The organism is Methylobacterium carpenticola (assembly GCF_042748905.1).
Taxonomy (GTDB): domain Bacteria; phylum Pseudomonadota; class Alphaproteobacteria; order Rhizobiales; family Beijerinckiaceae; genus Methylobacterium; species Methylobacterium carpenticola.
Genome location: NZ_JBHZEO010000002.1, coordinates 30745 through 43002 on the forward strand (window position 1 = coordinate 30745; position 12258 = coordinate 43002).

The following is a 12258-nucleotide window of genomic DNA, read 5'->3' on the forward strand; positions in this document are numbered from 1 at the left end:
ACATCAGGCGCAAGGTCGGCACAGCCCCGACGCAGAAGGCGGCGGCGACGGTCGACGTGGTCGCAACCAAGCTGATTCACAGCCAAGGTGAGAGGACCTGGATCCTACAAATCTGGATAATACCAATGTTTAATGCTGTTCAACGAACGCATGCTTTGCTTGCGCAATAAGATGATAGCGATACTATATATACAGAAATATTTTCTGCATCGTCGCCGAAATAGAGGCGAACCACACCTCGCAGGAATTGCCCGGGTACTTGTTCCGAGATCGGCGGGATAGAGGAGCATTTCTCGGATCGGAGGCTGCAGATGACGAACGTGGTCACCGCCCAACAGGCCCAAGCACAGCATCCGGCCTTGCCTCACCGGCAAGCCGTCTCGGTGGTGCTGTTCGGGGTGCGTGTCGCAGCCGCTGCACTCGTGGCTCTCTGGCTGGCGATGTGGCTCCAACTCGACAACCCGCGCTGGGCGGCCTGGACGGTGATGTCCCTCGCCCTCCCATCTCGCGGTCAGGTCGCGCTTAAGGGCCTCTCAAGGGCCGGCGGAACCATGCTTGGCCTCGTCGTAGGCCTCGTCGGGATCGCAGCCTTCGCACAGAGCCCCGTCGCGATGGGGCTCTTCCTCACCCTATGGCTGTCGCTGACTGCCATCATCGGCGGCCGACTGCTGGGGCTCGGGTCTTACGGAGCGGCGCTCGCCGGCCTCACGGCCGTGCTCGTCGTCGTCTTAAGCGCGACCACCCCGCTGTCGGCCTTCGCCGTGGCGCTGGAACGCACCTCCAGCATCATCCTCGGGGTCGTCTGCGTCACCGTCGCGAGCACACTCGCCGAGATCCTGCACGGGCCCGGCACTAGCCCACCACCGCTCATGGTGTTGCCATCTCCGGCCACGGTCGTCGCCAATGCCGTGCGCACCTTCGTGATGGTCGGGGTCGCGTGGATCATCTGGATCGCGACCGCTTGGCCATCCGGCGGCATCTTCGTGATCCTGGCCGCGAGCCTCGCGCTGATGTTCACCACCATGCCGAATGCCGACCAGCAGGCATGGAACTGCCTCTGGGGCGCCGCCCTCGGACAAGTCTGTGGGTTGTTCCTCAAGTACGCGGCCCTCACGACAACACCGTCTTTTGGACTGCTTGCTCTTGCGCTGTTCCCGTTCCTGTTCATGGGTGGCATCGGCATGACCGACCGGCGGACCATTGCGCCGACTCTCGGCTACAACATCTCCTTCCTGCTCGCCGTCCAGCCGACCAATCCCATGCAGTACGACCTCTCATCCTCGCTCAACGAGGCCATGGCGGTCTTTGCGGGCGTCGCCTTCACGATCGCGGCCTTCCGCATCATTCTCCCCCAACGGGCCTGGAGGTTACCGTGATGTTGCCCTTGCGCGAGATCAACGTGATGGGCGTGTTCGTGGCGCCCTTCGCTCTCTGCATCCCTGCCGCGGTCGCAGGTGCCTGTGGTGCTCTGGCTGCTCTGCGCCGCCTGCCGGCAGACCTCGCCTGGACCCGCTCGCCGGCTCTTGAACTGGCGCTGTTCCTGACAATCCTGTCCGGCCTCGTTCTCCTGCTCGGGAGGGTCTAACCATGCTCCTCGCTGAACATGAGGGCGCCGCGGCGACGCCCGTCCGTCCCGCCCCGCTCCCAGCCCCCAAGGCACCCTCCGCCTTCGGCCTCTTCGCGGTCGCGGTGGCTCTGATCGGGTCCGGCCTGCTTGGCTGGCTCGCCTGGGCCTACTATGTCTACACCCCGTGGACTCGTGACGGCGTCGTGCGCGCGTACACCGCGCAGATCGCACCCGAGGTGCCGGGGCGGGTGACAGACGTGCTCGTCTCCGACAACCAAATCGTGCACAAGGGTGATGTCCTGTTCCGCATCGACGATCGGGACTTCCGGATCGCTGTCGAGCGGGCGCAGGCGGCCCTGGACCGTGCGCAGGCGCAGATGACGAATGCCCGGGCCGAGGCGATGCGGCGTGAGAAGCTGAGCGACCTGGCGGTCACGGCCGAGGAGCGGGAGACCTACGAGAGCAACGCGCAGGCTGCCCAGGCCACCTACCAGGGTGCCATCGTGGACCTTGCCAACGCGAAGCTCAACCTCGACCGGACGGAGGTGCGCTCGCCCGTGAACGGCTATGTCACCAATCTCCTGCTCCAGGCCGGCACTTATGCGGTGGTCGGACAGCCGGCGATGACGCTCATCAATGCGGACAGCTACTGGGTCACCGGCTACTTCGAGGAGACGCAGCTCACGCAGATCCGTGTCGGCACCTCGGCCAACATCGTGCTGATGGGCTATGGCGGAACGACGATCCACGGCCGCGTCGAGAGCCTCGGCTATGGGATCACTGATCCCAACGCAGCGCCCGGGGTTGCGGGCCTGCCGGCGGTCAACCCCGTGTTCACCTGGGTCCGCCTCGCTCAGCGCATTCCGATCCGGATCGAGGTCAAGCAATGGCCTCACGATCTTCACATCGCGGCGGGCATGACGGCGACGGTGCGCGTCCTCGACGAAGACGCTGAAACCGGTTCATCGTCCAAGCCGTAAGCTTCTCTCGACGTCATCTCGTCCGGTGACCTGTCTCCCGTTTTCTCGGCCGTTTGAGGATAGAGATCGGCGCCCTGGAAAGACCGGACCATGAAGCGATTGTGGTTCACGGACGAGCAGGTGATTGCGATCTTGGGCGAGCAGGAAGCGGGCGCGACCACCGCCGACGGCGGTCGCCAGCACGGCATCAGCACGGCGACGATCTACGCCTGGAAGGCGAAGTACGGTGGCCTGGACGTGTCGGAGGGCGTTGCCTCAAGGCACTGGAGGACGAGAACGCCAAGCTCAAGCGCCTTCTCGCCGACGCCATGCTCGTCAACGCCGGCCTGAAGGATCTCCTCTCAAAAAGTTCTGACGCACGCCGTCAAGCGGGCCGCGGTCGCTCATCTCCAGACAGCGTTCGAGATGAGCGAGCGGCTGGCGTGTACCCTCGTGGGGGCGGATCTTGCCATGGTTCGATGCGGGCGCTGGCCGGGGAGCGACGCCGGTTCGGCCACCGTCGGAAGGCGAAACCCGACTTCGCCAAGCCGGTCACCAAGCCGCCTGATCCCGGACGCACTCGGCGCAGCGCTCAAGGTTGTCGCAGACGCCAAGGAGGCCTCGCATCCAGACAGCTAGGAGCCCGTCCGAGTAATCCTCTCGACGGCGGGGGCGGAGAGTGGTTCACTTAACTCATGGCCAAGGTGTTTCGCTCCTGGGACGTCGATCAGGGTCGGCTGTTGCCGCCTTCGCCCGTCCCGCGGCGGCGGCACTCACTGGGCAGCAGACCGTAGGCGGCTTTGAACCGCCGGCCAAAGTGGGTCATGTCCGAGAACCCCCAGCCATAGGCGATCTCGCTCACCGAGCGATGCAGCTGGGCGGGATCTTCAAGGGCGTGCCGACAGCGTGCCAGGCGCCGCGCTTGCAGGAGCTGGCGGATCGAGGTGTCCTCTTCGGCAAGAATGGCATTGGCGTACTTCACACTCACGCCAGCCGCGCTGGCGATCGTGTCCGCGTCGAGAGAAGGATCAGCCAGCCGTGCCTCGATCTCAGCACGCACCGTCATCCGGACGACCGCCCGAACCGAGGAGGTGCGGGGTATCGTTCCATCCGCCGCCTTTGTGAGGGAAAGGGCGACCAGATCCAGCAGGTGGGCCTCGGCAAGGGCTTGTGCGGCCTCGCCCAAGCCGCTCGCCCGCAACGGGAGCATTTCCAGGTAGGCCGACGCCAGACTGCCCTCTGGGGTGCCTGGCGTCACAGATCGCGCAGTAAGACAGTCGATGTTGCCCACGCGGCTCTCAAGCTTTTGTCGGCTTATTCTGTAGGTAATCACTTCCGAAGCGTCTGAGAATTGGCCGCAATGTGGATGCTTCAGATCGATCAAGGCAAATTGTCCTCTGGTTAGGCAAACTTGCCGTCCATCCTGTTCGAGCTTCTTAAAGCCGACGACTGGCATGAAAATAAACAGGTCATCCGCACTGGCTTGCTTAGCGTGCCGCTGTGTGTGCGTGACTGAAATCGCAGAGCTTTTCGTGATAGATATTTCTATTCCGCAAACAGATGTTGTTTTCAGTTCAACTTCAAAATCCTTCCTGCAAACCGGCTTAGCATCATTTACTATGATGTTGCGCCGAACAAAATCCATCCAATAATCAAATCGATCCCGCGGGTGAATGCATTTAGTCGAAAAAACGGTGCGCATTTCATCCTTCCCATCGGTGGGATGGCCGACGGTTTAGGGCATCTGAGCCGATCCGGAGCGAGGAGCTTATGCCACAGTGTGCTCACGCCATGAAACAAGGGCTTCCGGGCATTCCAGCGGCGGAGGTGGAATGCCGCAGTTTTACTTCGATATCTACGATGGATGGGCAACCGAAGATAAACAGGGGCATGAGTTTCCCGACCTCAACGCGGTTCGAGGCGAGGTGCAGCGCCTGCTGGGCGAGTTAATCATCCACAGGCAGCCGGGCACACATGCGTCCCAGATCCGCATCGATGTCCGCGATCAAAGAGGGGAGCGCGTTATCATGGCCGCTCTCGCCGTCGTCATCGAAGAAAATATCGACTATTGAGTCGAATTTATTCGATGATCTGAGCACGCTGCCAGCTTCCATGCGAGCCCATTCACGTTAATAGCAACATAGAAGAATTCTTGGACCACACTGTTGTCCGCTTTGGACAGCCGCATTTTACAGAACGGTATGTACATGACTGACGAAGGCGCATCCGACTTTAACATCATGACGCTGGCCGCGGCGACCGTGTCGGCCTACGTCTCGTGCAACAATGTGCCGGTCGGGGAGCTGCCGGCGCTGATCCAGCACGTGTACGACCAGTTCCGCAGCCTCGGTCAGCCTGCAGAGCCCGAGGCCGAGCCGCTTGTCCCGCCCGTGCCGATCAAGAAGACGGTGACGCCCGACCACATCATCTCGCTCGAGGACGGTAAGCCCTACAAGACTCTCAAACGCCACCTCGCCATACGCGGGCTCACGCCGGAGGAGTACCGCTACAAATGGGGGCTGCCGTCGGACTATCCGATGGTGGCGGCCAGCTACACCACCCAGCGTTCCGAACTCGCAAAGGCTAACGGGCTCGGGAAAAGCCCGCAGAAGCGTTGATCCCCGCGGACAACGGCCGGGCACAGGTCCGGATTGATGGGGGAGCACTGCGCAGGACCATCGGGACTGACCTCCTGATGGTGGCCGGGCGCGCTCCCGTTGCCATTGTGGCGTTCAGGAGCGCGCTCGACCGCATGGAGAACCATCCTGCGCAGCGTGATCAACGAGTTAGCGGAAATGGTCCTTTTCGCTAAGTCATTGACACAAAAAGATTTTTCAGAGAATCTGCCCAAGTAGTGCTAGGCCTGGCCCGCGCCTTATCGCACCTGGCATCACCCTCGACATCGGAGCTGCCGTCTCTGCAAACGCGTGGGTTGCCCGCATCCTGAAGGGAGGTGTCAGCGACGTCGCGCGGCGCCTAGCCGTCAAGGTGATGATCGCACTTGCAGCCGGCTAACCGGGTTGGGATTTCATGTCATTGGCCCACACTACCTCCCTGCCCGTCGTGCTGGTCGTCGAGGACGAGGATCTCGTCCGCCTAGCCGCCGTCGATATGTTGGAGGAGGCTGGCTTCGCTGTGATCGAGGCCGAGAACGCCGATGTTGCCTTGATCATTCTTGAGATCGACCCGACGATCGGCGCGCTGTTCACCGACATTGAGATGCCTGGTTCCCTGAACGGCCTGGAGCTGGCCGCCCGGGTGTCGGCGCGCTGGCCTCATATCCGGCTGGTCCTCACCTCTGGCCGCGTCAGGCTGCACACGCCGGACGTTCCAGGTTCCGGCCGGTTCTTGCCCAAGCCATACACTACGGACCAGCTGCTCAGCACTTTCGCTCTCGTCTGAGGCGGCAGCCCTCCGGTCCCAAGCTTCGTCATCAGCAAAAGCTCCCGCAGCCTGGATAGCCATTCCCGCTTACCATCCTGAGCAGTCATTCTGCTGCTAACGTCTACTTGTCAACAAAACGACCGTTTTCCTTACATGGCGGAGAGCCGCCTCGGTTGACGCACCTGACGCGAGAGCGCCGCGCGGCCGCGAATGTCACGAAACCGTGGTAGGAAAACAACTGTCAGAAAAACCATCCCGCGCTACTATCCTGACATGCTCGTCGGATACGCCCGGGTCTCCACTCAGGACCAGAACCTCGACCTTCAGCGCGATGCGCTCACCAAGGCCGGGTGCGCGCGCCTCTTCGAGGAAAAGAAGTCCGGCAAGGCTGGCACCAAGCGCCCCGAGTTCGAGGCGGCGCTCGCCTTCCTGCGTCCCGACGACGTGCTGGTGGTCTGGAAGCTCGACCGTCTCGGCCGCTCGCTCGTCGAGATGATGCGCACCATCGACGGCCTGCGCCGGCAGCACGTCCACTTCCGCAGCCTCACCGAGCAGTTCGACAGCGACAGCGCGCATGGGCGCTTCGCCCTGCAGATGCATGGCGCGATGGCCGAGTACTTCCTCGACCTCAACCGCGAGCGAACCATGGAGGGCCTCAAGGCTGCCCTGGCGCGTGGCCGCAAGGGTGGGCGGCCGAAGGCCTTGTCCGACGCCGATCTTGAGGTCGGGCGGGCGCTCCTGGCGGCGGGCAACATCTCGGTGGCTGAGATCGCTAAGCGCCTCGGTGTCAGCCGCTACACCTTCTACCGCTACTTTCCGCAGGCGCGAGCCAACAGCCAGTCGGCAGCGAGGAAGGGCTGAGGGGATGCCGATCCGACGCGAGCACCGCGGCTTCTATCCGATCGACTGGCCCGAGCTCTCAGCCGCGATCCGCTTTCAGCGCGCGGGCGGGCGGTGCGAAGGCTGCGGCCGGCCGCACCTGGAGCGCGTCGTCTGCCTCTCGGATGGCCGCTGGTGGGATACGGAGGTCGGGACGTGGCGGAATGGCCGAGGTCGGCCTTTGCGGCGCGCCCCGTCAGTGGACCTGCTGGCGGAGGTCCGCACGACGCGCGTGGTGCTGGCGGCGGCGCACCGCAACCACGACACCTCCGACAACTCAGACACCAACCTGATGGCCCTCTGTCAGCGCTGCCATATGATCCACGACCGGCCCGAGCATCGACGCCGCCGCTGGCTCACGCTGTTCAGCAGGAAGGCGTTGGGCGACCTCTTCCGAGGACCGCACGCGACCTGAGACCCCCAGATCGCGGGCTCAGGTGGTTTCCTCCACAAGCTACGCCGCGGCGCGCTCCGAAGTCGCCAAGAGTTTCGGCCTCGGGCAGATCTGCCACCGGCGCGCCGCCGAGAAGCTGACCGCCCACGACACCAAAATCGTCGCTGGACCGAAGAGAGGACGCGGGCGATCGCGAAAGGCCGACACTTGAGGGAGGAGGCAGGAAGGGCCTGCAGGCCTCGAAAGCCTCCCACCACCGCCTTGCACCGCGCGAAACATGCACTATCGTTTCGGCATGTCCGTTGAAGTCCTCTACTTGCTGCGCAAGGACGGCCCGAGCCCCGCGCTTCGGGAGCTGGACGATGTCGTCCTGCTCGCGGACGCCAAGACCCTCGACGGCAATCAAGTCGCAGCCGGAGCGGAGGGCACAGTCGTGGGCGTGTGGGATGGCGGCGCGACGATAGCCGTTGAGTTCTCCGAACCGGAGGGTGCGATCGTGGCCGTGCCTGCTGCGAGCCTGAGGCTCGTTGGCCGCTCGGCACCGTGAGCGAGCCTGCACCGTTTCCATCCGGCTTTGAGGTTCCTCACGAGAAGGTCGTCTCCTATCTGCTCGACCTCTCGCATCCGAGGGGCGGCTCAAAGGCCAAGTTCTTCCTGTCCTTCGGCTTCTCGCGCGAGCGCCCCGCGGAGTTTGCGGCCGCTCTGACGGGGCACGTCCGCGTCCAGCCCGGCCGTCCCTTGCCCGACGGCGAGCCAGTTACCCTTGTATTCGAGGGAGCGATCCCATCACCGGACGGCCGCAACCCGTTGGCGCGCTCCGTCTGGCGGGTCGAGCCGGGCGGCGACGTTGCCCGGCTCATCACCGTGGTGCCAATCCGGGCTCCCACAAGACCGTAGAGCGCTCCACCTAGCCAATCTCCCGAGCTGTCCGCCTCAGCATCCTCACCCAGGTGTTCAGCTCACGCCGCTGCGCGAGGGCCTCGTTCGTGTGGCGGCCGTGCCGGTACATGCCGTTCGCTTGGCCCTTCGGCGCCCCAGGTGATTGGCCGCCGTGCATGCGGCAGCGCCCGTTCGGCATCGCCGGTCCGCCGCACGGGCGCCCACTGCGCGTTCTCGCCCCGCATCGCGGACTGAGATGCATGGCAAATTTACTGCGCATGGGGTTGCCCTCAGTTTCCATCGCGTCCCCCGTCCCCGCCCGTCGGCGCGGTCACCGCACCAACGATCGCCTGCCCACCGGCCTCGACCGTGACCCGCTCGACCCGGACCGTCTGGTGCCCATCGCTGCGGTACCTCTTCAAAGCCTCGACCTGGGTCGTAAAGGTGCGGGCGAGCTTGTTGAACGCCCTCTCGGCGCTGTCCTGCTGAGGCAGCGTCTCCACGTGTGTGAGGCGGCGCGCGAAGGTCATGGTGGCCATGTGCACGGCCGCCATCTGGCTGGCCAGCATGGCCTCGACCTCGTCGCGCGGGCCGATCCCGTTTACGACGGACAGCATGAAGTTGATGCCGGCCTCGTCCGGCTCGCGCCCCTGGCTGGCCGCGTTCGAGAGCTGGGTGAGCAAGCCGTGCATGAAATCGGTGCTCGCCGTGCCCATCGCGTTCATCAGCGTGATGGTGCCGATCGCGAGGTCGGGATGATCCGGACCGATCGCGGAGCCTGTCTTGGTCTTGGTGACCTTCACGTGAGCGGACGGGCGCTTGGCCCGGCGGGCGCGATAGGCGGTCAAGGCCGCCTCCTCGGCCGGCTTCGGCTTGTAAGGTTTCGTTGTTATGGCAGTGGTCGATCGACTGGTCGGCTTTGTCATCTTCGCCTTCCTGCAGTGCCCGCAGCGGCCAGATCGCGAAGCTCAGTGATTGGCCCCATCAGCCGATCACTTGCATGGCGCCGCTGTATGGCGCCGCTGTCGCTGCGGGCAAGTGCTGAGGCGACCCTAGGGCTACGAAGTAGCCTACTTGTCTGGGAGCATGACGTTGAGCAGATGCGCAGCAGCGACAGCCGCTGCGCTTGATCGGTGATTGCCATTTACTCTTGCGAGAACCTGATGGGTTGGTGGGCTGGGGAGAGGGCATAGCTTCGCCTACGCGAGGCGAAGCCTGACAGGCCTGACGGGCCGGAGCCGCTGTACGAGCCGGTCACAGATTGATGGACGAAACCCTGATCAGGGAGGCCGGGGTCAGGCGGTCGGCCTTTACTCGCTGCTTCACCTCTCGCGAGGTCTGACGCGGAACCACCGAGAGGACCATCGATCAGCCGCCCGGCTCTCTGTGGGGTCGGGGCGACCCGTTCCCACTCCTGCGGCACAAAGGCCGCTTGCTGCCGGTGCCATCCGGCTTTTTCCACGGTCACCCGGAGCTGGCCTGGCTAGCCACCCGGACCGCAGCTCCGTCGGGGAGCGGCTATCACATCTGTTATACATGTTCCTGTTAGGTTTGCAATATAGGCTACATTTGTTCATGTGATCGGGTTCGATAGAGATATCTGTCCAGCCGCCCGCGAGCTGCTCTCGCTCCCAGCGAGCCGACCAGCAGTCCTTGCCCGCAATGTCAGGAAAACGGTCGTTAAAGTGACAATACGAGCTGAGCCGTTCAAACCGGCTGGAGCGTGTCACGAAACCCGTCATTCTGTCTATGATCGATAGACGGTCGAAGAGATGGATTTCGTGACAGTACAACTCGGGCCGCCTCTGGTGTGAGCGGTCCACCCTTTCTGCTCGGCGGCGGTAAGGACAATTAGGCATGAAGTGACATGCGCACGCTTCCTGCACCAGGCGCGGTTTGCTACACCAGAGGTGGCATTCTGGCCTCCAGCGGGAGTTCGCCATGTCGGTGGTGAAGGGAAAAGTTGTGGAGGGTGGCCGCATCATTGTGCCTGCCGCCTTTCGCGAAAGCATGGGGATCACCAAAGGCGATACCGTGTTCATGGAGCTGCACGGCGACGAGCTACGCATCCGCCCGGCTCGATCAGCCCTGCGACGCATTCAGGCCAAGCTTCGTGCACTGGCACCCGCGGAGGGCTTGGTGTCCGACGAGCTGATTGCGGAGCGCCGCGACGAGGCTGGTCGTGAGTAAGGCGGCCTACGTCCTCGATGCGTCTGCCCTGCTCTGCCTGCTGTTCGATGAGCCGGGAGCGGATCGTGTGGAGGCCGTGCTCCACAGCGCCTGCATCAGTGCCGCGAACTTGGCCGAGGTGATTAGCAAGCTAGTCGACCGCGGGCAGACGCCGGATGAGGCAGTGGCGGATCTGCATGAGTTGGATCTCGACGTCGTGCCCCTGGATCAGGCCCAGGGCGAAACCGCCGGAGCCCTACGAACCATCACGCGAGAGGCTGGTCTGTCACTCGGTGATCGTGCCTGCCTGGCGCTCGCGGCGAGCCATAAGGCTGTGGCGGTCACCACCGACCGAGCCTGGAAGAAGCTGACGACCGACATCAGCATTGAGGTGGTGCGATAGACGGCCCCGCCTCTATCCACCAACTAGCATTACAGTTGCATGCGGCGTTTCAGATATGCTTCTCGGGCTGCCGCTTGATGAGCGCGTCTCCAGGCTGACCATGCAATGACGACAGCGGGCTCAATGCGTCGCTGTGCCAGCCGCATCGCCACGCGCCGGATCTCCTGGACCGACCAGGGCACCGGCGAGCGTGGCGATGAGCGCGGTTTTTGGGGGCGCGCCGTTCGCCAATCGGCGCACCCGCGCCAGCATCGCAAAGGCCAGCATCACCAGCGAGACGTGCCGGTGCCAGCCATGCCAGGAGCGGCTCTCGTTGTGGGCCAAGCCGAGTTCCGTCTTGGCGGTCTCGAAGGCGTCCTCGATCGCCCAGCGCCGGCCCTCCACCGCCACCAGCGTCGAGACGGGTGTCCCGGCCGGGCACCAGGTCGTGAAGTAGGCCAGAGCCCCGTCCGAGAGGCTGCGCCGGACCAGCAAGCCGCGCGTCCACTCGCTCTCATCGAGGGCCGGATCCACGGCGCTGGCCGGCAGGGTGGCCAGGGGCAGGTAGGCCCAGTCGAACAGGCGTGCGCCCTTCGTGCCCGCCCCAGCTGATAAGCGGACCCAGTCCGTCTCCGAGAGAGCCTTGGCGATCTCCTCGGCCGTGCCGGCAATGGGACGTTCGGTGATCCAGGACCAGAAGCTGTGTTGGCCGGTGACGCCCAGCACGTAGCCTTTGGAGGCGCGCCGCAGCGCCATCTCGATCTCGCTCACCCCGTAGACGCTGTCCGCCGCCACCCAGGCAAACGGCACCCCCGCGGCGATCGCGCGCTGGATCATCCCCCGCGCCAGCTGTGGCTTGGTCGAAAAGGCGATCTCGTCGGGAACATGCGCCGCCCGCCTACGCGCTGGATCACCGCTCCACGCTTTGGGTAGATACAGCTGACGGTCGATGAAGGCGTGCCCCTGATCCGAGACGTAGGCCGCGAACACGCCGATCTGGCAGTTCGTGATCTTGCCGGCCGAGCCCGTGTACTGACGGCCGACGCCGCACGAGGCTTTGCCCTGCTTGAGAAAGCCGGTTTCGTCGAGCACGAGGGTCGCATCTGGTGAGGCAAGCGTCTCGATCACGAGGTCGCGTACCACGTCGCGCAGAGCGTCCGCGTCCCAGTGACTGCGGCCCAGGATCGCCTGCTGACGCCAGGGCCCAGGATCCCCGGCTGCTTCCGCGCGCATCCAGCCAGTCTTGCGCCGCTCGCCCCCGAGCAGCCCATCCAGGAAGGCGTTCGCGGAGGCGGCGACACTGGGAGCGGCAAACAGCGGTCGCATGCGCTGCTTGGCCTCGCGCAGCGACGTCGACCAGAGCTCCAACGTGGTCTCCAACGAGGCTGAGGGCATCGGGCTCTCCGTCCAAAACCTTCAGATAGGCGCAACACCATGCAACTGTAATGCTAGGCGAAAATGATCGGCGATCGGGGAAAGGCGCAGAATGGCAGGCAAGACGGTCACGCGGGCTGACCTGACCGAGGCTGTCTATCAGCGAGTGGGCCTGTCACGGGTCGAGTCTGCGGCCCTTGTGGAGACGGTGCTGTCGGAGATCAGCGATTGCCTTGTCTCGGGCGAGACCGTGAAGCTGTCCTCCTTCGGC

At 64.1% G+C, this 12258-nt stretch carries 17 protein-coding genes and 1 pseudogene; 14 read left to right on the forward strand and 4 right to left on the reverse strand.

Features of this window, described 5'->3' with window-relative positions:
• Positions 1 to 311 precede the first annotated feature (311 nt).
• The 4 genes and pseudogenes from ACE101_RS31405 to ACE101_RS31420 form a co-directional block, all read left to right on the forward strand.
• Positions 312 to 1376, forward strand: coding sequence for an FUSC family protein (locus tag ACE101_RS31405; RefSeq protein WP_379139183.1), 1065 nt, complete (start codon positions 312 to 314; stop codon positions 1374 to 1376).
• The gene (locus tag ACE101_RS31410; RefSeq protein WP_379139184.1) at positions 1376 to 1585 is read left to right on the forward strand and encodes a hypothetical protein; all 210 of its coding nucleotides are present in this window, start codon (positions 1376 to 1378) and stop codon (positions 1583 to 1585) included. The genes ACE101_RS31405 and ACE101_RS31410 overlap by 1 nt, the downstream gene beginning before the upstream one ends.
• Positions 1586 to 1587: 2 nt before the next feature.
• Positions 1588 to 2547 (forward strand): HlyD family secretion protein, encoded by a 960-nt coding sequence (locus tag ACE101_RS31415; RefSeq protein ID WP_379139185.1) that lies wholly within the window; start codon positions 1588 to 1590, stop codon positions 2545 to 2547.
• Between the two features lie 90 nt (positions 2548 to 2637).
• Positions 2638 to 3050, forward strand: a pseudogene (locus ACE101_RS31420) (transposase); the annotation flags it as partial.
• A gap of 203 nt (positions 3051 to 3253) precedes the next feature.
• On the opposite strand, the gene ACE101_RS31425 reads toward ACE101_RS31420, so the two are convergent.
• Entirely contained in the window at positions 3254 to 4228 is a 975-nt protein-coding gene (locus ACE101_RS31425; protein ID WP_379139186.1) for a helix-turn-helix domain-containing protein, read from the reverse strand.
• Between the two features lie 130 nt (positions 4229 to 4358).
• Here ACE101_RS31425 and ACE101_RS31430 point away from each other — a divergent pair, with 130 nt between their 5' ends.
• From ACE101_RS31430 to ACE101_RS31460, 7 genes are all read left to right on the forward strand, one after another.
• A complete protein-coding gene (locus ACE101_RS31430; protein ID WP_379139187.1) occupies positions 4359 to 4598 on the forward strand; it encodes a DUF6894 family protein in 240 nt (79 codons plus the stop codon).
• A 135-nt stretch (positions 4599 to 4733) separates the two neighbouring features.
• Positions 4734 to 5144: a Ros/MucR family transcriptional regulator gene (locus ACE101_RS31435; protein WP_379139188.1), complete on the forward strand. Its 411-nt coding sequence runs from the start codon at positions 4734 to 4736 to the stop codon at positions 5142 to 5144.
• Between the two features lie 412 nt (positions 5145 to 5556).
• A complete protein-coding gene (locus tag ACE101_RS31440; RefSeq protein WP_379139189.1) occupies positions 5557 to 5928 on the forward strand; it encodes a response regulator in 372 nt (123 codons plus the stop codon).
• A gap of 255 nt (positions 5929 to 6183) precedes the next feature.
• A complete protein-coding gene (locus tag ACE101_RS31445; RefSeq protein WP_379139190.1) occupies positions 6184 to 6771 on the forward strand; it encodes a recombinase family protein in 588 nt (195 codons plus the stop codon).
• A gap of 4 nt (positions 6772 to 6775) precedes the next feature.
• On the forward strand, positions 6776 to 7204 hold the full coding sequence (locus ACE101_RS31450) for a hypothetical protein (protein ID WP_379139191.1): 429 nt from the start codon (positions 6776 to 6778) through the stop codon (positions 7202 to 7204).
• Between the two features lie 256 nt (positions 7205 to 7460).
• Positions 7461 to 7730 carry a DUF4926 domain-containing protein gene (locus ACE101_RS31455; RefSeq protein WP_379139192.1) on the forward strand — a complete coding sequence of 90 codons (270 nt, stop codon included), beginning with the start codon at positions 7461 to 7463 and terminating at the stop codon, positions 7728 to 7730.
• The gene (locus ACE101_RS31460) at positions 7727 to 8080 is read left to right on the forward strand and encodes a DUF6883 domain-containing protein (RefSeq protein WP_379139193.1); all 354 of its coding nucleotides are present in this window, start codon (positions 7727 to 7729) and stop codon (positions 8078 to 8080) included. The genes ACE101_RS31455 and ACE101_RS31460 overlap by 4 nt, the downstream gene beginning before the upstream one ends.
• A 10-nt stretch (positions 8081 to 8090) precedes the next feature.
• On the opposite strand, the gene ACE101_RS31465 is transcribed toward ACE101_RS31460, so the two are convergent.
• Both ACE101_RS31465 and ACE101_RS31470 read right to left on the reverse strand, forming a co-directional pair.
• On the reverse strand, positions 8091 to 8363 hold the full coding sequence (locus tag ACE101_RS31465) for an HGGxSTG domain-containing protein (protein WP_379139194.1): 273 nt from the start codon (positions 8361 to 8363) through the stop codon (positions 8091 to 8093).
• Positions 8353 to 8988 carry a hypothetical protein gene (locus ACE101_RS31470; RefSeq protein WP_379139195.1) on the reverse strand — a complete coding sequence of 212 codons (636 nt, stop codon included), beginning with the start codon at positions 8986 to 8988 and terminating at the stop codon, positions 8353 to 8355. Before ACE101_RS31470 ends, ACE101_RS31465 begins: the two co-directional genes overlap by 11 nt.
• 1015 nt (positions 8989 to 10003) lie before the next feature.
• Between ACE101_RS31470 and ACE101_RS31475 the strand changes: the two genes are divergently transcribed.
• Entirely contained in the window at positions 10004 to 10252 is a 249-nt protein-coding gene (locus ACE101_RS31475) for an AbrB/MazE/SpoVT family DNA-binding domain-containing protein (RefSeq protein WP_379139196.1), read from the forward strand.
• Positions 10245 to 10634, forward strand: a complete 390-nt coding sequence (locus ACE101_RS31480; protein WP_379139197.1) for a type II toxin-antitoxin system VapC family toxin — start codon at positions 10245 to 10247, stop codon at positions 10632 to 10634. Before ACE101_RS31475 ends, ACE101_RS31480 begins: the two co-directional genes overlap by 8 nt.
• Before the next feature lie 120 nt (positions 10635 to 10754).
• Here ACE101_RS31480 and ACE101_RS31485 read toward each other — a convergent pair whose 3' ends face one another.
• Positions 10755 to 12008, reverse strand: a complete 1254-nt coding sequence (locus ACE101_RS31485) for an IS701 family transposase (RefSeq protein WP_379132658.1) — start codon at positions 12006 to 12008, stop codon at positions 10755 to 10757.
• Positions 12009 to 12099: 91 nt separating this feature from the next.
• Between ACE101_RS31485 and ACE101_RS31490 the strand changes: the two genes are divergently transcribed.
• The coding region (locus ACE101_RS31490; RefSeq protein ID WP_379139201.1) for an HU family DNA-binding protein at positions 12100 to 12258 on the forward strand (159 nt) is incomplete at its 3' end.

Bases quoted from the DNA above. Each gene is read 5' to 3' on its own strand.
- ACE101_RS31405 (WP_379139183.1), top strand. From the start codon at position 312: ATGACGAACGTGGTCACCGCCCAACAGGCCCAAGCACAGCATCCGGCC.
- ACE101_RS31455 (WP_379139192.1), top strand. From the start codon at position 7,461: ATGCACTATCGTTTCGGCATGTCCGTTGAAGTCCTCTACTTGCTGCGC.
- ACE101_RS31415 (WP_379139185.1), top strand. From the start codon at position 1,588: ATGCTCCTCGCTGAACATGAGGGCGCCGCGGCGACGCCCGTCCGTCCC.
- ACE101_RS31430 (WP_379139187.1), top strand. From the start codon at position 4,359: ATGCCGCAGTTTTACTTCGATATCTACGATGGATGGGCAACCGAAGAT.
- ACE101_RS31465 (WP_379139194.1), bottom strand. From the start codon at position 8,363: ATGGAAACTGAGGGCAACCCCATGCGCAGTAAATTTGCCATGCATCTC.
- ACE101_RS31410 (WP_379139184.1), top strand. From the start codon at position 1,376: ATGTTGCCCTTGCGCGAGATCAACGTGATGGGCGTGTTCGTGGCGCCC.
- ACE101_RS31450 (WP_379139191.1), top strand. From the start codon at position 6,776: ATGCCGATCCGACGCGAGCACCGCGGCTTCTATCCGATCGACTGGCCC.
- ACE101_RS31425 (WP_379139186.1), bottom strand. From the start codon at position 4,228: ATGCGCACCGTTTTTTCGACTAAATGCATTCACCCGCGGGATCGATTT.
- ACE101_RS31435 (WP_379139188.1), top strand. From the start codon at position 4,734: ATGACTGACGAAGGCGCATCCGACTTTAACATCATGACGCTGGCCGCG.
- ACE101_RS31445 (WP_379139190.1), top strand. From the start codon at position 6,184: ATGCTCGTCGGATACGCCCGGGTCTCCACTCAGGACCAGAACCTCGAC.
- ACE101_RS31485 (WP_379132658.1), bottom strand. From the start codon at position 12,008: ATGCCCTCAGCCTCGTTGGAGACCACGTTGGAGCTCTGGTCGACGTCG.
- ACE101_RS31440 (WP_379139189.1), top strand. From the start codon at position 5,557: ATGTCATTGGCCCACACTACCTCCCTGCCCGTCGTGCTGGTCGTCGAG.
- ACE101_RS31470 (WP_379139195.1), bottom strand. From the start codon at position 8,988: ATGACAAAGCCGACCAGTCGATCGACCACTGCCATAACAACGAAACCT.
- ACE101_RS31475 (WP_379139196.1), top strand. From the start codon at position 10,004: ATGTCGGTGGTGAAGGGAAAAGTTGTGGAGGGTGGCCGCATCATTGTG.